The sequence below is a fragment of the Arhodomonas sp. AD133 genome, from assembly GCF_051195215.1.
Lineage (GTDB): Bacteria > Pseudomonadota > Gammaproteobacteria > Nitrococcales > Nitrococcaceae > Arhodomonas.
In genome coordinates this window covers 44,201-61,863 of the sequence record NZ_JBNAZM010000010.1, presented here as the reverse complement: position 1 = coordinate 61,863, position 17,663 = coordinate 44,201, and the positions used below count along the sequence as shown (strand labels likewise).

19 protein-coding genes are annotated in these 17,663 nt (G+C 66.0%); 4 read left to right on the top strand and 15 right to left on the bottom strand.

The window, feature by feature from the left end; translation table 11 throughout:
* Positions 1 to 71: 71 nt before the first annotated feature.
* Positions 72 to 959, bottom strand: coding sequence for a LysR substrate-binding domain-containing protein (locus ACPEES_RS08420; RefSeq protein WP_435103006.1), 888 nt, complete (start codon positions 957 to 959; stop codon positions 72 to 74).
* A gap of 199 nt (positions 960 to 1,158) precedes the next feature.
* Here ACPEES_RS08420 and ACPEES_RS08415 point away from each other — a divergent pair, with 199 nt between their 5' ends.
* Positions 1,159 to 2,511 carry a DUF2252 domain-containing protein gene (locus ACPEES_RS08415; RefSeq protein WP_435103005.1) on the top strand — a complete coding sequence of 451 codons (1,353 nt, stop codon included), beginning with the start codon at positions 1,159 to 1,161 and terminating at the stop codon, positions 2,509 to 2,511.
* On the opposite strand, the gene ACPEES_RS08410 is transcribed toward ACPEES_RS08415, so the two are convergent.
* Positions 2,508 to 3,134, bottom strand: coding sequence for a YbhB/YbcL family Raf kinase inhibitor-like protein (locus ACPEES_RS08410; protein WP_435103004.1), 627 nt, complete (start codon positions 3,132 to 3,134; stop codon positions 2,508 to 2,510). The two genes, ACPEES_RS08415 and ACPEES_RS08410, sit on opposite strands and share 4 nt — an antisense overlap.
* 391 nt (positions 3,135 to 3,525) lie before the next feature.
* On the opposite strand from ACPEES_RS08410, the gene ACPEES_RS08405 reads away from it, so the two are divergent.
* A complete protein-coding gene (locus ACPEES_RS08405; protein ID WP_435103003.1) occupies positions 3,526 to 4,062 on the top strand; it encodes an OmpA family protein in 537 nt (178 codons plus the stop codon).
* 56 nt (positions 4,063 to 4,118) lie between these two features.
* Here the strand turns inward: ACPEES_RS08405 and cyoE are convergent, their stop codons facing one another.
* The 4 genes from cyoE to ACPEES_RS08385 are packed head-to-tail and all read right to left on the bottom strand — an operon-like array spanning position 4,119 to position 7,457.
* Positions 4,119 to 5,057 carry a heme o synthase gene (gene cyoE, locus ACPEES_RS08400; RefSeq protein ID WP_435103002.1) on the bottom strand — a complete coding sequence of 313 codons (939 nt, stop codon included), beginning with the start codon at positions 5,055 to 5,057 and terminating at the stop codon, positions 4,119 to 4,121.
* On the bottom strand, positions 5,054 to 6,061 hold the full coding sequence (locus ACPEES_RS08395) for a COX15/CtaA family protein (RefSeq protein ID WP_435103001.1): 1,008 nt from the start codon (positions 6,059 to 6,061) through the stop codon (positions 5,054 to 5,056). Before ACPEES_RS08395 ends, cyoE begins: the two co-directional genes overlap by 4 nt.
* A 42-nt stretch (positions 6,062 to 6,103) precedes the next feature.
* Positions 6,104 to 6,748: a hypothetical protein gene (locus ACPEES_RS08390; RefSeq protein ID WP_435103000.1), complete on the bottom strand. Its 645-nt coding sequence runs from the start codon at positions 6,746 to 6,748 to the stop codon at positions 6,104 to 6,106.
* Positions 6,741 to 7,457, bottom strand: coding sequence for an SURF1 family protein (locus tag ACPEES_RS08385; protein WP_435102999.1), 717 nt, complete (start codon positions 7,455 to 7,457; stop codon positions 6,741 to 6,743). Before ACPEES_RS08385 ends, ACPEES_RS08390 begins: the two co-directional genes overlap by 8 nt.
* A gap of 74 nt (positions 7,458 to 7,531) precedes the next feature.
* Between ACPEES_RS08385 and ACPEES_RS08380 the strand changes: the two genes are divergently transcribed.
* Positions 7,532 to 7,750, top strand: coding sequence for a twin transmembrane helix small protein (locus ACPEES_RS08380; RefSeq protein ID WP_435102998.1), 219 nt, complete (start codon positions 7,532 to 7,534; stop codon positions 7,748 to 7,750).
* Between the two features lie 39 nt (positions 7,751 to 7,789).
* On the opposite strand, the gene ACPEES_RS08375 is transcribed toward ACPEES_RS08380, so the two are convergent.
* The 9 genes from ACPEES_RS08375 to bioB all read right to left on the bottom strand — a co-directional run bounded on the left by ACPEES_RS08375 (position 7,790) and on the right by bioB (position 16,714).
* On the bottom strand, positions 7,790 to 8,653 hold the full coding sequence (locus tag ACPEES_RS08375; protein ID WP_435102997.1) for a cytochrome c oxidase subunit 3: 864 nt from the start codon (positions 8,651 to 8,653) through the stop codon (positions 7,790 to 7,792).
* A 209-nt stretch (positions 8,654 to 8,862) separates the two neighbouring features.
* Complete coding sequence (gene ctaD / locus ACPEES_RS08370; protein ID WP_435102996.1) at positions 8,863 to 10,443, bottom strand: cytochrome c oxidase subunit I; 1,581 nt, start codon at positions 10,441 to 10,443, stop codon at positions 8,863 to 8,865.
* 26 nt (positions 10,444 to 10,469) lie between these two features.
* A complete protein-coding gene (gene coxB, locus ACPEES_RS08365) occupies positions 10,470 to 11,333 on the bottom strand; it encodes a cytochrome c oxidase subunit II (protein WP_435102994.1) in 864 nt (287 codons plus the stop codon).
* 50 nt (positions 11,334 to 11,383) lie between these two features.
* Positions 11,384 to 11,890, bottom strand: a complete 507-nt coding sequence (locus ACPEES_RS08360) for a DUF2244 domain-containing protein (RefSeq protein WP_435102993.1) — start codon at positions 11,888 to 11,890, stop codon at positions 11,384 to 11,386.
* A 436-nt stretch (positions 11,891 to 12,326) separates the two neighbouring features.
* Complete coding sequence (bioD, locus tag ACPEES_RS08355) at positions 12,327 to 12,989, bottom strand: dethiobiotin synthase (protein WP_435102992.1); 663 nt, start codon at positions 12,987 to 12,989, stop codon at positions 12,327 to 12,329.
* A 2-nt stretch (positions 12,990 to 12,991) separates the two neighbouring features.
* A complete protein-coding gene (bioC, locus tag ACPEES_RS08350) occupies positions 12,992 to 13,852 on the bottom strand; it encodes a malonyl-ACP O-methyltransferase BioC (RefSeq protein ID WP_435102991.1) in 861 nt (286 codons plus the stop codon).
* Entirely contained in the window at positions 13,849 to 14,577 is a 729-nt protein-coding gene (locus ACPEES_RS08345; protein ID WP_435102990.1) for an alpha/beta fold hydrolase, read from the bottom strand. The genes bioC and ACPEES_RS08345 overlap by 4 nt, the downstream gene beginning before the upstream one ends.
* Positions 14,574 to 15,740, bottom strand: coding sequence for an 8-amino-7-oxononanoate synthase (gene bioF / locus ACPEES_RS08340; protein ID WP_435102989.1), 1,167 nt, complete (start codon positions 15,738 to 15,740; stop codon positions 14,574 to 14,576). The genes ACPEES_RS08345 and bioF overlap by 4 nt, the downstream gene beginning before the upstream one ends.
* The gene (gene bioB, locus ACPEES_RS08335) at positions 15,728 to 16,714 is read right to left on the bottom strand and encodes a biotin synthase BioB (RefSeq protein WP_435102988.1); all 987 of its coding nucleotides are present in this window, start codon (positions 16,712 to 16,714) and stop codon (positions 15,728 to 15,730) included. Before bioB ends, bioF begins: the two co-directional genes overlap by 13 nt.
* Before the next feature lie 55 nt (positions 16,715 to 16,769).
* On the opposite strand from bioB, the gene ACPEES_RS08330 reads away from it, so the two are divergent.
* A complete protein-coding gene (locus ACPEES_RS08330) occupies positions 16,770 to 17,525 on the top strand; it encodes a ComF family protein (RefSeq protein WP_435102987.1) in 756 nt (251 codons plus the stop codon).
* The last annotated feature ends 138 nt before the right edge of the window (positions 17,526 to 17,663 follow it).

Here is a 17,663-nt window from a genome sequence, read left to right as displayed (position 1 = left end):
ACCCTAGGCCGCAGAGGGAAATTTGTTAAATCAATAGTCTCAATGAACTCATAAAATTAACAAATGCATCGTCACACCCGACTCTCGAGGTTCGTGGACATGTGGGCCACGAGAGCGTTGATCGTTTCGGGTGCCCCGTCGTGGTCGTAGTGCAGACGCACCTGTACCGGCGGCAATGCCGGCAGGCAGTGATTGCGGCTGACCACGTGCATGCCCTCGGGCACGATGCTGCGGGCCAGCACGGTCACACCGAGACCGGCCAGGACGCCGGCACGAATGCCTCCGAAGCTCGCGCAAGTGTAGGCAACCCGCCATGGCACATCGGCCCGTTCCAGGTGCTCGAGGATGCGCGCGCGGTAGACGCACCCCTCGGGTGCCACCACCAGGGGGATCGGCGTGCGCACATGACGATCGTGGCGCGGGCTCGTCACCCACACCAGTGGCTCGGTCCAGCCTTCGCCGGCCGCGAGCGGAGTATCGTCCGCGTGTAGCGCGAAGGCCACGTCCAGCTCACCGCGCTCCCGCCGGTTCAGCAGGTTGGTGCTCAGATCACAGGTCACTTCGAGTGTGACGTTGGGGTGCGCTTCGGCGAACTTGCCGAGAATTTCGGGCAGAAAAGAGCTCGCGAACTCGTTCGGCACGCCCAGGCGTATGCTGCCGGCGAGCGCCGGTTGCGCCATGCGCGCGATGGCCTCGCGGTTGAGCGCAAGAATCCGGCGCGCATAGTCCAGCAGCGTCTCCCCCGCCGCGGTTGGCCGCAGCCCACGCCCCTCGCGCCAGAGCAGCGGCACGCCGACGAGCTCCTCGAGCCGCTTCATCTGCAGACTCACAGCGGGCTGGGAACGTCCGAGTCGCTCGCCGGCACGAGTGAAGCCCCCCTCGTCGGCGACAAGCACGAAGGTGCGCAGCAGATCGGTGGGCAGGTGCTCCATGTAGCGGTCCGTCCGTTCGCTGGTCACGATGCATAATTGCATTATGACGGCTTATAGCTGCAGCGAACTACCGTCGTCCCGACAAATGGATTCGGCTCGACACTTCACGAGGCATGCCGTGGTCTTCCGTACCTGGCCGCCGGAGCGACATGGATGCGCTGCCGCGGGGAGGCTGATCGCGTGTTACGGTCGACTCGCCCCCACGAGCGCAGAACGGGAAACGATCATGCAGCCACCGGTCATCCGCCACGACCGCCGCCACCAGGTCGTCGAGGCCATCAAGAACGCCAACGACGGCCTCGACGAAGCCGCCCGCCGACAAAAATTCGCGCGCATGGGGGAATCGCCCTACCGCTTCTTCAGAGGCACGAACCACCTCTACTGGCGCGACTTCTACGGCGACTGGCGTTTCGCACTGTTCGGCGGACGCCCGGAGACGGTGACCTGGCTGCAAGGAGACGCCCACGTCTACACCTTTGGCGCCTTCGGCGACCACTACGGCCGCGTGATCTATGGCATGGACGATTTCGACGACAGCGTCGTCGGCGACTACCAGTACGACCTCTGGCGGCTCGCGATCAGCGTCGTGCTCGACTGCCGTACCCAGGGTTTCGGGGCCGGCAAGCAGCGCAAGGCACTCGTGGCGCTGGCCGAAGCGTATCTCGCCGCTGTCAGCGATCACGCGGACGGTGCGACGCCACCCACGGCCGACATCGAGACGACCGACGGCGAGCTGCACGAATTCCTCGAGAAGGTCGCCCGCAAGCGCAGCCGCGCACGCATGCTCGCGAAGTGGACCCACGAGCACCCACGCCGGGGCCGCGTGCTGGCCACGTCGTCATCGAAAAAGCTCGAGGCACTTGACCCGGGCACCCGCCGGCGACTGCGTGCGGCGCTGGAACGCTACCGCGGTCCCCTGGCGGGCCGCCACGAGGACGCGCCGGAAACCCATTTCCGGATCAAGGACGTTGCACATCGCGTGGGCGCCGGCACCGGTTCGCTCGGCAGCGAACGATACTACGCCCTGATCGAGGGAGCGGGCCAAGGCGAACATGATGACGTCATCCTCGACATCAAGGAGCAGACTACACCGGAAGCTTGGAACGTCATGCCCGCCGATGAGCAGCGCGAGTACGCCGAAGCCTTCGCCCACGAGGGTGAGCGTCACGCCTCGGCCTTCCGCGCCATCGCCTCTCACCCGGATGCGTATCTCGGATGGTTGCAGATGCACGGCCGGGTGTTTTCCGTACGCGAGCGCTCCCCGTTCAAGGACGACTTCCCCACCCACAAGCTCACCAAGGGCAAACGCTATCGCGCCATGGCGGCATGGTGGGGGCGGGTACTCGCCTGGGAACACGTGCGCGGCAGCCACGCCCTCTACCCCAACGACCCCACAGCGTTCGCGCAGGCCGTTACGCGCGCGACGGGCGGCGACCGCCGCGAGGCGTTTCTGCGCACGCTCGGGGCACTGGCGTTCGCCTACGCCGACCAGACACGACAGGACCACGCGTGGTTCGTGGAAGCGCTCGTGCCGGTCCGCGACGACACGCCGGCCGCCGCGGCTGCCGGAACCGGCTAGGCCGGCACCTCGGGATTGAGGCTATAGGTGCCGGTGAGTGACGCTTCCGCCAGCACATGGCCGGCGATTGCCTGGCGAACGTCCTCGCCGGTGAACGCCCCGTCCACTTCAAGACGCGGCACGTCCAGGGCGTACACGGTAAAGATATAGCGGTGGGGAATCTCATCGTTCCAGGGCGGGCAGGGACCATCGTACCCCCAGTACGTTCCGGCCAGCTCCGCGCTTCCGGCGAGGAAATCGGTATAGGTGTTGACGCCCGGACGCCCCTGGGGCGCCGCGTCCGCCGTCTTTCCCCCGGCGACCACGCCGTCGCTGTGGCTACCCTCCGCGAGCTCACCGTCGGCGGGATCCACATCGACCAGGACCCAGTGGAAGAAGTCCGTGCGCGGCAACGTCGCCGAGACGGACCGACCTTCCTGGTTGACATCGTCGGCGCTGGTCGGCGCATCCGGGTCATGGCAGATGACCGCGATTGAGCGGGTGCCTTCGGGCACGTCCGTCCACGCGATGTGCGGGCTACGGTTGGATCCGAGTGCCATGTGCGCTTCAGCGTCCGGAACGCCGAACGCGTAGCGAGCGTCGATCGGGGCTTCATCGTTGATGCTGTCACTACGGATGCGCATGGCGGATAACTACTCCCTGACGTTGCGTGAAACTCGTCATGTCCCGCGAGTATGCGGACGATGCTGACTAATTCCCAAACACGGCTAAGCCGTAACCCCGCACCCGATAGCAGTCAATACATTCTGCACCCCTGTTGTTTAACGACAACACAACGTAAGCAGCTAAATAAGCAGCATTTAACACCGAAACGACGGGTTTGTCAGCGACATGTGTCGTGCACAGGCTACAAACGTGACGGCCTAGTTGTGGCAGACAGTATGTGGCGAACGAAAACGTCAAGCAAAAACAAGCACCTGGGCACGCCACATCCGGATGGGCACGTATCGTGCAACGTAATTCCCTGCTATAGGTTTTGTTGGGGAAACGTTAGCGAACACGGAGGGACGCCCCATGAATCGATATCTCATCACCGCCGCCTTCGCCGTCGTACCGTGCCTTGCGTTCGCGCAAGGGCCGGGCGACGTGGGCCCCGAAGCCGGCGACCGCGAGTTCACCATCTCCGGCACCGGCAGCAGCGACCAGGATTTCGACAATTCCAGCGCAGGCGTCTCCGGCGAATTCGGCTGGTACCTGTCACGCGAGCTCGAAGTCGGCATCCGCCAGAGCCTCAACTTCGCCGACATCGAAGGGGAAGACATCTCCAATGACGCATGGAACGGCGCCACCCGAGGCTTTGCCGACTATCACTTCGGAAGCGCCGCCCTGCGGCCGTTCGTCGGCGCCAGCCTGGGCGGGATTTACGGGGACGGCGTCAACGACAGCGCCTTCGCCGGGCTCGAGACGGGCCTGAAATACTACGTTCTGCCGCGTACCTTCATTGTCGGCCGCGCCGAGTATCAGTTCTTCTTCGACGATGCTGGCGACGCGGACGAAGGCTTCGATGACGGCGCCTGGGCATACGGCGTGGGTGTCGGCTTCAACTTCTGACCGGCAGATGTCGTAACCGGGCCGCGGCATGGCGCTGCGGCCCTTCTCGTCGCAGCCTACACGAACAGGTCGCGAATGAACGGCAGGTAGCGGTCGAGCAACAGGACGGCGAACAACGCCATCAGGTAGATGATGGAAAAACCGAATGAACGCATGGGCAGCGACCGGTCGTCGCTTACCAGCATCGCCACCGCGTAGTACAGATACCCCACCCCCAGAACCATCGCCCCCGCGAAGTACAGCCAGCCGCTCATGCCCGTCGCGAACGGGAGCGCTGTCACCGCTAGCAGCAGCAGCGTATAGAACAGCACGTGCCAGCGCGTGAACCGGTCGCCGTGTGTGACGGGCAGCATCGGGATATCAACCTTCGCGTACTCTTCGCGACGGTGGATGGCGAGGGCCCAGAAGTGAGGCGGCGTCCACACGAAGATGATCAGGAACAGCAGCAGGGCATGGGGTTCGATGGTCCCGGTCACCGCGGTCCACCCGAGCACGGGCGGCGCGGCGCCCGCTGCACCGCCGATGACGATGTTCTGCGGCGTCGCGCGCTTCAGGAACATCGTGTAAATGAACGCATAGCCAATGAGCGAGGCAAACGTGAGCCCCGCGGTCAGCGGATTGACGAAATAGTAAAGGATCGCAAGCCCGCTCACGCCGAGAATCGCGGCGAAGACGATGGCATGCGGCAACCGGATGTGTCCCGTGGGCATGGGACGGCCGCGGGTGCGCGCCATGCGCGCATCGATACCCCGGTCGACGAGGTGGTTGACCGCCGCCGCCGACCCCGCCGCCAGCGCTATCCCCAGGTTACCGAGAGTCAGCGCCCGCCAGGGAACGATGCCCGGCACCGCAAGCAGCTCCCCCACGACCGCAGTGAACACCATGAGCGCCACGACACCGGGTTTGCACAGCTCGTAGTAGTCCCGCCAGTGCTGGATCAGATGGCGGTGCACCGGCAGATCCTCGCTGGAAACGGTGGAAGCAGTATGACTCATGACTGGCGTTTCGGCTGCGCGACGTGATTGAGCCCCACGAGGAGCAACAAGAGGATGGCTGCGCCTGCATTGTGCGCTACCGCCACGGCCAGGGGCAAGCTGAACCAGACGTTGCCCACCCCCAACAGGAACTGCACGACGACTGCGGCCGCGAGCACCATACCGAGCCGTCCCACGGTCCGGCCATGCCGGATGAGACCCGCCGCCACCGCCAGCAGGACGACGAGCACGACGACTGCGCCGGCACGATGCGCCAGGTGAATCGCCACCTTCGCCTCCCGCGCAAGGTGGGTGCCGTACTCGTAGTCGGGCCCGATGCCGTGCCACAGCTCGAAGCCACGGACGAAGTCGGCTTCCGCCGGCCACACCTCGCCCAGAGTGCAGGCGGGAAACTCGTTACAGGCGAGCGCGGCATAGTTGGCACTGGTCCAGCCGCCCAGCGCCACCTGCCCGACGACCAGAAGGAGCGCCCCCAACAGTATCGCTTGCCAGCGTCGCGACAACCCCGCCCCGCCGCCCTCCCGGCAAGCACGCAGAGTCTGCCACGCGAGAAGCGACAGCGTAGTCAGGCCGCCGAGGAGATGGGCCATCACGATGAAGGGTTTGAGCTTCCAGGTCACCGTCCACATACCGAGCACGGCCTGGAAAATGATCACCGCGACCAGCAGCACTGGTACCACCACGGGTTGCCCCGGCACATGGCGCCGCCGCCATGCGGTCACGGCCAGCGCGAAAACGAGCAGACCCAGGGCGCCCGCGAAGTAGCGATGGATCATTTCCTTCCAGCCCTTGGCGGCCTCGACCGGCCGATCCGGGTAGGCGGCGTTCGCGTCGGCCACCGCCGCCGGCGTCTCCGGGACACCGATGCGGCCATAGCACCCGGGCCAGTCAGGGCAGCCCAGACCGGCATCCGACAACCGAACGTAGGCGCCCAGCACGACCACGCCCAGCGCGAGCACTGTGGCGAGCAGGGAGAGCCGAAAGAACCAGGGTGATCGCGTCATGGGTCCACAAGCCTGCGTCAAGCGTTACAGAGGGCAATCCGGTCAATCAGCCGCCGGCGTCGTCCCCTTCTCGAGTTGCTGATACCGCTCCACCTGCTCCTTGGCGAGCTTGAGCAGCCGCTCCATGTCATCGAGCACCGCGGAGCCATCCACCGGCGACGGATACGCCATCATGCGAAAACCGAGGTAATCGACGACCACCACGGGCAGCTCACCCTCGGTTTCGCCAGCGGATGCGGCGGCATTCGCGACCCCGGCGAGTGCCCCGGGTGGAGCGGTCACGAGCTCCAGGGCGGGGAACCGGGCGGGTGGCGCCGGCGGGCTGGCATAACGCGGCTGCAGCAGCACCACCCGTATGCGGTCCGCATCCTTGTCGAGAGCGAGGCGCACGCGGCGGAGCTCGTCGAGCAGTGCCGCGCATGCCTTGCCGCAATCACCCGCTACCGGCACGAGCCAGCTCCAGTGACCCCGGAACCACGCCGGTGTCAGCGCCACGCCGTCGCGCACGCGCCACCCCTCGGTGTCCTGCCGCACCGGCGGCTCTATGAGCTCGCCGTGATTGATGGTCCCGGCCGGCCGCCAGTCGGTGATCACCATGGCCCAGGCAAGCAGCGCCGGCCCGAAGAACATCGCCGCGAGCGCGACCAGCTGCACGCGGCCCCTGCCGGAAGGTCGGTTGTCACTCATGTATAGTCCTGCGGCGGAGATTGACGCCGACGTAAATCACCACCAAAGCCGTGGCGAGCGCGAACCACTGTGTGGCATAGCCGTAATGCCGGCGCGGGCCGAAACGCATTCCCGCAGGCTGGACCTGCTGCGCCGCCTCGCCGGTCTCGAGCAAGTAGGGCGCGAGCTCATAAGGCAGAGCATTCCCCATAGCCTGATAATCCAGATACTGAATCCGCCGCGGCCAGCCGCCGTCGCCAACATAAGCGGCACCGAGGCGTAACCCCACGGAAGGACCATCGTCGATTCGGCCGGTCAACCGCCGCTCACCGCCGCCGACATCGATATCGGGCAGACGATCGCGGCGCGCCGGTGCAGGGACCCAGCCACGGTCCACGAGAATCGCGCGATCACTACCGGCGAGACGCAGCGGCGTGAGGATACGATAGCCGGCAACGCCGTTGCTCACCTGATTGTCGAGCAGGAACTGCCGTTCGTTGTCGAAGTGGCCGTGCACGCTCGCCCGGCGATGCATGGCCACCTTCATCGACGGCATGCGATCGTTGAGCGCGAGCGCCGGCGCCTGGTTCGCCGCAGCGCGAGCGTCGAGGATCGCCTGCTTGTCGTCGGCGCGCTCAAGCTGCCAGATACCCAGCCCAACCAGCACTGGAAGCAGAACGATCACTGCCAGCGACGGCCAAAGCGTCGGCCGGAACTCGAGAGCACCCACTCGCATATCCGCCTTACCGGGCCCCCGGACACGCGTGGCGTACAATGGCGCAACCACGCAAACCGGAGATGACGATGGAAATCCTGATCAAGGGAGGAATCGTGCTGGCGCTGCTCGCCATCCTCGTCAGCCTGGGCTCCGGGCTGGTGTTCCTGGTCCACGACCGTAGCCGAACCCGACGCACCATGAACGCACTCACCGTGCGCATCGGCCTGTCAGTGGTGCTGTTCGCGCTCATCCTCCTCGGGCTGTTCACCGGCGTGCTCCAGCCCAACCCGAGTCCGCTGTCGTGACTGTGCGGGGGCGGCATACCGCCCCCGCACGGTCATTACCTAGATGATGTAGACGAAGATATACAGGCCGAGCCAAACCACGTCCACGAAGTGCCAGTACCACACCACGCCCTCATAACCGAAGTGGTGCTCCGGTGAGAAATGGCCGCTCATGCAGCGCAGGGTAATCACGATGAGCATGATCGTGCCCATGAGCACGTGCAGGCCGTGAAACCCGGTGAGCATGAAGAACGTGGAGCCGTATATGCCCGTGGACAGCTTCAGGTTCATGTGCGCCCACGCCTCGTAATACTCGAAGCCCTGCAGAAACAGGAATACGGTACCGAGGGCGATGGTCGCCCACATGAACAGCACCAGCTTGGCACGCTCCCGGTCCTTCAGGGCGTGATGGGCGATCGTGACGGTCACGCCGGAAGCGAGCAGCAGCATGGTGTTGATCGTGGGCAGCGGCCACGCGCCCATGGGCTCGAACTCTAGGTCGGTGAGTCCGGGGCCGGCGGTCGGCCAGTTCAGCGAAACGGCGTCCCACAGGAACTTGCTCGTGGCCGGGTCGTCGCCGCTCAGCCACGGAATGGAGAGCATTCGTGCATAGAACAGCGCGCCGAAGAAGGCCCCGAAGAACATGACCTCGGAGAATATGAACCAGATCATGCCCCAGCGGAACGATATATCGACCTGGTCATTGTAGAGCCCGGCGCGCCCTTCCCGGATCACGCTGCCGAACCAGCCGAAGAACACGCCGATGATGATCGCCAGGCCGAGGCCCAGGAGGTAAGGCCCCCAGCCGAGCCCCTGGAGATACCCACCGGCGCCCAGCCCGGTGCTGAACAGCCCGATGCTGGTCACCAGGGGCCAGTAGCTGTGGTGCGGAACGTAGTAGCCGCCGCCGTGTGCTTGAGCCATGTAATTCGTCCTCTTTAACGGCCGTTTCCGTTAAGCCGCTCTCCGGGCGCTCAAAGATGGGTGAAAAAAACGCCGGCGTAGAACGCCAGGGCGATCAGCGCCATCACGATGGCCGTGCGGCGCACGCCACGGGAGCGATTGCGTTGCGTTGTCTTGTCGCTCATGCGCGTCCCCTCGGGACGAGGCGACCCGATATCGGGTCGCCTGCCTTACCGGACATCCGGCGGCGTATCGAAGGTGTGGTGCGGCGCCGGCGAGGGCACTTCCCACTCGAGACCCTCGGCACCTTCCCAGACCTGATCCGTGGCCTTTTCGCCGCTGCCACGCATGCACTGAATCACAATGTAGGCGAGCAGCAGCTGAGACAGACCGAAGCCGAAACCGCCGATGCTCGAGACCATATTCCAGTCGGCGAACTGCACGGAATAGTCGGGAATACGCCGGGGCATACCCGCTAGCCCGAGGAAGTGCTGCGGGAAGAACAGCACGTTGACGAAAATCGTCGACAGCCAGAAGTGCCATTTGCCGAGACGTTCGCTGTACATCACGCCGGTCCACTTCGGCAGCCAGAAGTAGACGGCCGCAATGATGGAGAACACGGCGCCGGTTACGAGTACGTAGTGGAAGTGCGCCACCACGAAGTAGGTGTCGTGATACTGGAAGTCCGCCGGCGCGATCGCGAGCATCAGCCCGGAGAAGCCACCGATGGTGAACAGGATGATGAAGCCGATGGCGAACAGCATCGGCGTCTCGAAGGTCATTGCGCCGCGCCACATGGTGGCCACCCAGTTGAACACCTTCACACCGGTGGGCACCGCGATCAGCATCGTGGCGTACATGAAGAACAGCTCACCGGACAACGGCATGCCCACCGTGAACATGTGGTGCGCCCAGACGATGAACGACAGGAAGGCGATGGAAGCAGTGGCGTAGACCATCGACGCGTAGCCGAACAGCGGCTTGCGCGCGAAGGTCGGCACGATCTGCGAGACGATACCGAACGCCGGCAGGATCATGATGTAGACCTCCGGGTGCCCGAAAAACCAGAAGATATGCTGGTAGAGCACCGGATCGCCGCCACCGGAGGCGGTGAAGAAGGTCGTGCCGAAGTACTGGTCGGTGAGCAGCATGGTGATTGCACCGGCGAGCACCGGCATAACGGCGATCAGCAGGAACGCGGTGATCAGCCAGGTCCACACGAACAGCGGCATCTTCATCAGCGTCATGCCCGGCGCGCGCATGTTGAGCACGGTGGCGATGACATTGATTGCCCCCATGATGGAGCTGATGCCCATGATATGGATGGCGAAGATCAGAAACGGAAACGCCTGGCCGGTCTGCAGCACCAGCGGCGGATACATGGTCCAGCCGCCGGCCGGCGCGCCGCCGGGCATGAACAGCGTCGACAGCAGGATGAGGAAAGCGAACGGCAGCAGCCAGAAGCTCAGGTTGTTCATGCGCGGCAGCGCCATGTCCGGCGCGCCCACCATCAGGGGGATCATCCAGTTGGCGAGCCCCACGAAAGCCGGCATGACCGCGCCGAAGATCATCACCAGCGCGTGCATGGTGGTCATCTGGTTGAAGAAGTAGGGGTCGACCACCTGGATGCCCGGCTGGAAGAGCTCGACCCGGATGATCATGGCCATGGCGCCGCCGATGAAGAAGGCGAGCAGCGACCACAGCATGTACAGGGTGCCGATGTCCTTGTGGTTGGTGCTGAGGAACCAGCGCTGGAAAAAGCTCTGCTCCTCGTGATGGCCATGCGCCGCGTCGTGTGTCGTCGCACTCATGGGAGGGTCCTCCTAGAGATGAATCCTTAGCGTGCGGCGACCCGGTCGTCGCCGAAGTCGGAGCGGGCGGCTTGCTCGCTCGACTCCTCGCCTTCCTTCTGTTCGGCCAGCCACTGCTGGAACTCCTCCGGCCGCTTGGCCTCGATGACCACCGGCATGAAGGCGTGATCGCGACCGCAAAGCTCCGCGCACTGGCCACGATACACGCCGGGCTCGTCGATGCGGGTCCAGGTCTGGTTGATGTAGCCGGGGATGGCGTCCTTCTTCCAGCCGAGCGCCGGCACCCACCAGGAGTGAATGACGTCGGCGGAAGTGATCATGAAGCGGATCTTGGTGTTGGTGGGCACCACCAGACGGTTGTCGACCTCGAGGAGGTAGTTCTCCACGGAGGCCGGATCGATGCCGGAGTCCTTGCGGCGAGCCTGATCACTGGCGCGATCGAGGGTGCTGAAGAATTGCACGCCCTCGTCCATGTATTCATAGCCCCACTTCCACTGGTAGCCGGTCACCTTGATGGTCATCTCGGCATCGCCGGTGTCTTCCATCTTGATCAGCGCCTGTGTGGCAGGCACGGCCATGGCGATGAGAATCGCCAGGGGAATGACCGTCCACACCACCTCGATGGTGGTGTTGTGGTGGAACTGAGCCGGCACTGCCCCTTTCGACTTCCGGTGTTTGAAGATGGAGTAAAAGATCGCACCGAACACGCCGATGCCGATGACCACCGTGATCCAGAAGATGATCATGTGGAGACCGTAGACCTCGCGGCTGGTCTCGGTGACGCCCCGGGGCATATTCAAGGCCAGATCCGCGGAGGCCGGCGCGGCTGCGGCAAGCAGCCCCGCGGCCAGAATCCAGCCGATGACGGCCTTGCTCTTGTTCCGAATCATCCCACGTTTTCTCCCCAATGGATTGAAACCGGTCGCCGATCGGACTGGCATCAGGCAACGGGACGTTCACCGTCGCCCGCCACCGGGCCAATGCAGCGACGCAGCTCCCGGGCCAGCGCCGCGCGCTCCTCCTCGACCAGGAAGCTGCCGAGCTCCACCTGCGCGTCGCGACAGCGTATCGCCAGGCGCTGCGGGTGCAACTGGTATTCCGGGCCGGCGAGTCGAACCTCGCTGAAAAGACGCTCGAAACACCAGCTTTGCTGAGGCCGCCCCCGCCCTTTCTCGATACGCACCCAGTAGGCGCCTACCGTCACGACTTCCACATCGAGCGCCCGCCGCCCAGAGGCGTAAAGTCCGCCACCCAACGCTGCCAGTTCGAGTCCCGCGAACGGAAGGATGGGCCAGAATCCCAGCGCGGCGAAACCAAACGCGACCGCCAACGTGACCGTGGCGATCAGCGTGAAGATGCGAACCGTCTCCCGCCAGCGCCCCCCGAATCGGGGCCGAAGAACGAACTGAAACTCGACCTCATCGTTGTCGGGACGCGTGGCGACCATCACGAGCACCTCTGCGGGCGTACCCGAGGGCGGGCCGGGCAGGCGAGCTCGAAGCCGGCCTGTATTCTAGAAAAAACACGTCGCTGCGCAAACCGCTTACTAACCTTTTCGAAAGTATTGCCAGGTCTCAGCGCCACTGCGCGGTGTTTCGGCAAGGCGCGGGAGTGCCGGCGTGGCGGGGCTCACGTCAAGCGAGCGCAACGCCGCCGAGGCGCCGCGCAGTGACGCCCTACGGGTGGCCGTGTGCACCGCTGTGGACAGCGTTGCTCGTCGCTCATGTAGACTTGACACCACGCTCCTCGCGCCTTGCCACAGCGGCGCACACGGCCACTGAGACCTGGCAATACTTTCGAAAAGGTTAGTACTGGAATGCCATTTTGTTTGGCGCACCGACACCGGGCAAGTGCCGGCTTCGCGAGTGCCTGCACAAACGCGGTCATGGCAGCGTGAGATGGGCCGACACAGCGTCGGCGCTCGCATCGCTCAAACGCGGAACCACACCGAGACACGGCGCCGGAAGCACCTCGCGGAGCGTCGCGACCTGTGCATCGGCACGTTTCGGCGGCCGACCAGCACAGTTAGCCACCCACCCCGCGAGGCTGCAACCGTCGGCGCGAATCGCCTCGGCCGTGAGCTGCGCGTGGTTGAGACACCCCAGACGCAACCCGACGACCAGCACGACTTCGAGCCCCAGGGCCTTCGCCAGGGTGGCCAGCGTCGTGCCATCGCCAAGCGGCACGCGCCAGCCGCCGGCGCCCTCGACCACTGCCAGGTCGGCCTGCGGCAGGTCCCGGTAGGCGGCGACGAGTGCCTCGAGCGAAAGCACTCGCCCCGCCTCGCGGGCGGCAAGGTGCGGGGCGACCGGCTCGGGCAGCGCGACGGGATTCACGGTAGCGTAATCCAGCGTGACGGTGGCGGCCGACTGCAGCGCGAGCGCGTCGGCGTTGCGCCAGCCGTGGGGCGTGTGGTCGCAGCCCGCGGCCACCGGTTTCATCGCGACCGTGCTCATACCCGCCTGCGCCGCCCGGCGCAGCATGGCAGCCGCGATACGCGTCTTCCCGACCTCTGTGTCGGTACCGGTGATGAACAGCCCGCGCATGATCACTCCACCGGATGGGCCTTCGGGAGGGCCCGCTCACCGGGGCGGAAGACATTGCCCGTCCCCCACGCGTGGCCGTAGACGACCTCCCAGGTCGCCGGCAGACGGCCATCGGCATCGCGGTGACGCTCATAGGCGTTCGTCATGGCACGCAGGCGCCCGGGGGGCGTCAACGTCCGTGCCCGGCCACGGGTGACGTTGTGGGCGCCCAACGCTTTGAGGTCGCGCATGAGCGCGCGCACGTCCGGATAGGTCAGCGTGAAATACTCCATATCCATGACCGGCTCGGCGAGCCGTGCCCGCGCCAGCGCGTCGCCGACGTCGTGCATGTCCACAAAGCGGTTCACATGGGTGCGTTCGTCTGCACGGGCCCAGGCCTCGCGCAGCTCGGTGAGGGTATCCGGCCCCAGGCTCGAGAACATGAACACACCTCCCGGTCGCAGCACGCGCTGCACCTCGGCGAAGGCCGACGGCAGATCATTGACCCACTGGTACGCCAGGTTGGAGAACACGGCATCGAAGCTATCGTCCGCGAAGGGAAGCGCCTCAGCGACACCGGCAACGCAGCGCAATCGGCGGAATCTGGGTGCACGGCGCCGGGCGGTGGCGAGCATCGCGGGTGCCGGATCGAGAGCGCTGAAACGCGCCCGGCGATAGCGATCCATCAATCGACGGGTGGTACGGCCGGTGCCCGCACCAATATCTAATATTGCCTCGGGCTGCAGGCGGATGAGCTCGAAACGCTCGATCAGGCGCTCACCGACCTCACGCTGCAGAACGGCCACGTCGTCATAGGTGGCGGCGGCCCGCTGAAATGCGCGCCGAGCTGCGGCGCTATCGGGCTGGGAATCCGCCTCGCTCATGAATCCTCCGCAAAGAGCTCCGCCAGGGCGTCTTCGACGATGGCAGGGTGATGGATGAACGGCATATGGCCCGCACCGGCGAGCTCCAGGCACGCACCGCCGGGCATGGCTTCCGCCGCGGCGCGGCTGGCGGCGGCAGGTACCAGCGGATCGGCACTGCCGATCACCCAGCGTGCAGGCACATCGATCGTCTGCAGGACCGGACGCCAGTCCCGCTCGCCCAGCCATCGCAGGCCGTCGTCCAGAGCGTGGACGCCGCCCCCGGCAGCCGGAGCGGGCCCCTCGGCCACCTCGCGGGCGAATGCCTCGGCCACGGCCGCCGGCGCTTCGGCAAGGCGGCGGCGCATGCGCCGCAGTACCGGCGCACGCACGGCGCACGGCCAGTCGCTACGTGTGACGAAACTGGGTGTCGCTGCGACCGGCAACAGCCCACGAACCGCTGCGGGATGGCGTTGCGCTGCGGCGAGCGCGATCTGGGCGCCCAGGGACCAGCCGAGCCACACGGCGGGCGCCGGCAGTGCCGCGACCACTTCATCGGCGGCCGATTCCGGCGTCCAGGATGTGTCGGGCCGCTGCCCATGCCCGGGGAGCGTCACCCAGGCGACACGATACCGCGCAGTCAACCGCTCACGCCATGCCCCGAAGGCCTCCGGCGCCATCGCCCAACCGTGCACGACCACGAGTAGCGACCCCGTACCCTCGAATCGCACGGCCTCGCCACTCATTGGCCCTGTTCCGGCAGAGGAAGGTCGGCGAGCGCGGCGAGCAGAGCATCCACGTCCCCGGGTTCGTGCGCCGCCGACAACGTCACCCGTAGCCGCGCGCTGCCGCGGGGCACCGTCGGCGGGCGCACGGCGCTGACCAGAAAACCCGCACGTTCGAGGGCGTCGCTCGCGGCGAGCGCGGCGGTGCTGTCGCCGATGACCAGCGGCTGAATGGGCGTCTCCGATGGCATCAATGACAGCCCCAACGCCCCAGCCCCGGCACGGAACCGGCGCACCAGAGCCTGCAGGTGATCCCGTCGCCAGCTCTCACGCTCGGCGATGGCGACGGCCTCGGTCGCAGCCGCGGCCATCGGCGGGGGCATTGCAGTGGAATACACCCACGGCCGCGCCGCCTGGACGAGAAACTCGATCAACGCCTCGTCGCCGGCGACGAAAGCACCGCCGACGCCGAACGCCTTGCCCAGCGTGCCGACGAGCACGGGAACAGCATCCACACCGAGGGCAGCCGCAGCCACGCTGCCTCCGCCCCCCGCGCCAAGCACGCCGAAACCGTGGGCATCGTCAACCATGAGCCATGCGCGGTGGGCAGCGGTGCGCTCGGCGAGTGCGGCCAACGGCGCGACGTCGCCGTCCATACTGAACACGCCGTCGGTCACTACCAGCGTCCGGTCACCGGGCACGCGTGCAAGGCATCGGGCGAGATGGTCGACGTCGCCGTGGCGATAGCGGCGCAGGCGCGCCCCGGCGAGGCGCGCCCCGTCGATCAGCGACGCATGGTTGAGCCGGTCCTGAAGGACGTGATCGCCACGCCTGGTCAGCGCGTCGATCACCGCCACGTTGGCGGCATAGCCGCTTGCGAACACGAGCGCCCGATCGCGGCCGGCAAGCCGCGCGCACGCCGCCTCGAGCTCGGCATGCTCCGGCCGGTGGCCGCCGAGCAGGTGCGCCGCCCCCGCGCCGGCTCCGTGCTTGCCCGCCCGGGCCATCGCCTCCGCGGGGCGCGGGTCGCCGGCGAGCCCCAGATAGTCGTTACTGCAGAACACCCGCAGCACCCGGCCGTGCTCGTCACGCACCCGAGCCGGTCCGGCCGGGGCCAGAACCCGCTGGCGGCGGCGCAGGCCGGAGCGCTCGCGCGCGGCGAGCTCGGCATTCAGGTCGAGCATGCCTCGCCCGGCTCTTCGGCAACGCAGAAGCGCAGGCCGAGCCGCGCGAACAGTGTGCGGTCCGCCTCGCTCGCCGGGTTGTCGGTGGTGAGCAGACGGTCACCGTAGAAAATGCTGTTGGCGCCGGCGAAGAAGCACAGCGCCTGTGTCTCGTCGCTCATCTCTTCACGCCCGGCGGACAGACGTACACGCGAGCGCGGCATGAGAATGCGCGACACCGCGATGCTGCGCACGAATTCCAGAGGATCCACCGGATCGAGTCCGTGAAAGGGGGTACCGGGCACCTGCACGAGTTGATTGATCGGCACGCTTTCGGGCGGCTCGGGCAGATTGGCGAGCTCGGCGAGCATGGCGGCCCGGTCCGCCCGCGACTCGCCCATACCGATAATACCGCCGCAACAGACCTTCACGCCGGCGCTGCGCACGTTGGCGAGCGTATCCAGTCGATCCTGGAAGGTGCGCGTGGTGATCACTTCCGGATAGTAGTCCGGCGAGGTGTCCACATTGTGGTTGTAATAGTCCAGTCCCGCTTCGCGCAGGCGCTCCGCCTGGTGTGCTTCGAGCATGCCGAGTGTCACACAGGTCTCCATGCCCTCATCCTTGACCGCCTGAACGAGGCGCGCGACTTTGTCCACATTACGGTCGGTGGGCCGCCTCCAGGCGGCTCCCATGCAGAACCGCGTAGCGCCGGCGGCCTTGGCGCGGCGCGCCGCGGTCACTACAGCGTCTTCGTCGAGGAGCTTCTCGCGTTCCAGTCCGGTATCGTAGTGAACGCTCTGCGGACAGTAGCTGCAGTCCTCGGGGCAGCCACCCGTCTTGATGCTGAGCAGGGTGCTTACCTGGACCTCGTTGGCATCGAAGTGCTCGCGGTGAATGGTGTGTGCACGATAGAGCAGGTCGGCGAAGGGTAGCTCGAAGAGCGCTTCCACCGCTTCACGGCCCCAGGTCGACGCGGCGGCCTCGGTACTGGACATGACTCTCCCCTTGTGACGAAACGTGCGGGTCAGGCGTTATCGTAGGGAGCCACGGATGGCTGTCAACCAAAGATTGAGATTACGGGTTTACGAGTGGCTCGAACGCAACCTGCACCGCTTGCTTGCGCCGCCTTGCCGGCTCTGCGGCGAATCACCGGACGCCACTCCGGAAATCTGCGAAAACTGCCGCGAAGCGCTGCCCTGGCTTGGCCACGCCTGCACGATGTGCGGCGAATCCATCAGCGATACGGCACCAAGGCTGTGCGGCCGCTGCCTGCGTCAGCCACCGCCGTGGCAGCAGCTCGTGGCCCCTTTTGCATACACGGACCCCGTGGCCGCGCTCATTCGTGGTTTCAAGCTCGAGGGCGATCTGGCTGCCGGCCGCGTACTCGCCGACCTGCTCGCCCAGCATCTGCGTGCCTCCGGCGTACCGCTTGCACCGGTACTGCTGCCGGTTCCCCTGCATCCACGCCGGCTTCGCGCACGTGGTTTCAATCAGGCCACCGAGATCGCCCGGCGGCTGCCCGGCACGATTCGACATCGAAGCCTGTCGAGACGAACGGCAGGCCCTCACCAACGTGGCCACGGTATTGCCGAGCGTCGCCGCAACGTACGCGACGCATTTCATGTCGAGACTGCCGTGCTGCCGGATCACGTGGCGCTGGTGGACGATGTGGTGACAACCGGTGCCACAGCGGCGGCGATCGCCACGAAGCTTCGGCGGGCCGGCATTGCCCGGGTGGACATCTATGCGCTTGCAAAGACACCCCGTTCCCAGGGACCGAGGGCGCGACCGAAACCACCGCGGTGACGGAGCCTCGTATGGCCGCCACGGCGGGGCCGTGCGAAAATGCCGCTTTTGCCGACCCGGAGTGTCCGGCACCCGATGACACCGGGCCGCCGGATTGCGTGCCCAACGGCATCGGCACCGCCGCAAGCCACTGCCGGC

What these genes read in the sequence shown, in the direction of transcription:
- ACPEES_RS08415 (WP_435103005.1), top strand. Translation starts at nt 1,159, where the DNA reads ATGCAGCCACCGGTCATCCGCCACGACCGCCGCCACCAGGTCGTCGAG.
- ACPEES_RS08410 (WP_435103004.1), bottom strand. Translation starts at nt 3,134, where the DNA reads ATGCGCATCCGTAGTGACAGCATCAACGATGAAGCCCCGATCGACGCT.
- ACPEES_RS08405 (WP_435103003.1), top strand. Translation starts at nt 3,526, where the DNA reads ATGAATCGATATCTCATCACCGCCGCCTTCGCCGTCGTACCGTGCCTT.
- cyoE (WP_435103002.1), bottom strand. Translation starts at nt 5,057, where the DNA reads ATGAGTCATACTGCTTCCACCGTTTCCAGCGAGGATCTGCCGGTGCAC.
- ACPEES_RS08395 (WP_435103001.1), bottom strand. Translation starts at nt 6,061, where the DNA reads ATGACGCGATCACCCTGGTTCTTTCGGCTCTCCCTGCTCGCCACAGTG.
- ACPEES_RS08390 (WP_435103000.1), bottom strand. Translation starts at nt 6,748, where the DNA reads ATGAGTGACAACCGACCTTCCGGCAGGGGCCGCGTGCAGCTGGTCGCG.
- ACPEES_RS08380 (WP_435102998.1), top strand. Translation starts at nt 7,532, where the DNA reads ATGGAAATCCTGATCAAGGGAGGAATCGTGCTGGCGCTGCTCGCCATC.
- ACPEES_RS08375 (WP_435102997.1), bottom strand. Translation starts at nt 8,653, where the DNA reads ATGGCTCAAGCACACGGCGGCGGCTACTACGTTCCGCACCACAGCTAC.
- ctaD (WP_435102996.1), bottom strand. Translation starts at nt 10,443, where the DNA reads ATGAGTGCGACGACACACGACGCGGCGCATGGCCATCACGAGGAGCAG.
- coxB (WP_435102994.1), bottom strand. Translation starts at nt 11,333, where the DNA reads ATGATTCGGAACAAGAGCAAGGCCGTCATCGGCTGGATTCTGGCCGCG.
- ACPEES_RS08360 (WP_435102993.1), bottom strand. Translation starts at nt 11,890, where the DNA reads ATGGTCGCCACGCGTCCCGACAACGATGAGGTCGAGTTTCAGTTCGTT.
- bioD (WP_435102992.1), bottom strand. Translation starts at nt 12,989, where the DNA reads ATGCGCGGGCTGTTCATCACCGGTACCGACACAGAGGTCGGGAAGACG.
- bioC (WP_435102991.1), bottom strand. Translation starts at nt 13,852, where the DNA reads ATGAGCGAGGCGGATTCCCAGCCCGATAGCGCCGCAGCTCGGCGCGCA.
- ACPEES_RS08345 (WP_435102990.1), bottom strand. Translation starts at nt 14,577, where the DNA reads ATGAGTGGCGAGGCCGTGCGATTCGAGGGTACGGGGTCGCTACTCGTG.
- bioF (WP_435102989.1), bottom strand. Translation starts at nt 15,740, where the DNA reads ATGCTCGACCTGAATGCCGAGCTCGCCGCGCGCGAGCGCTCCGGCCTG.
- bioB (WP_435102988.1), bottom strand. Translation starts at nt 16,714, where the DNA reads ATGTCCAGTACCGAGGCCGCCGCGTCGACCTGGGGCCGTGAAGCGGTG.
- ACPEES_RS08330 (WP_435102987.1), top strand. Translation starts at nt 16,770, where the DNA reads ATGGCTGTCAACCAAAGATTGAGATTACGGGTTTACGAGTGGCTCGAA.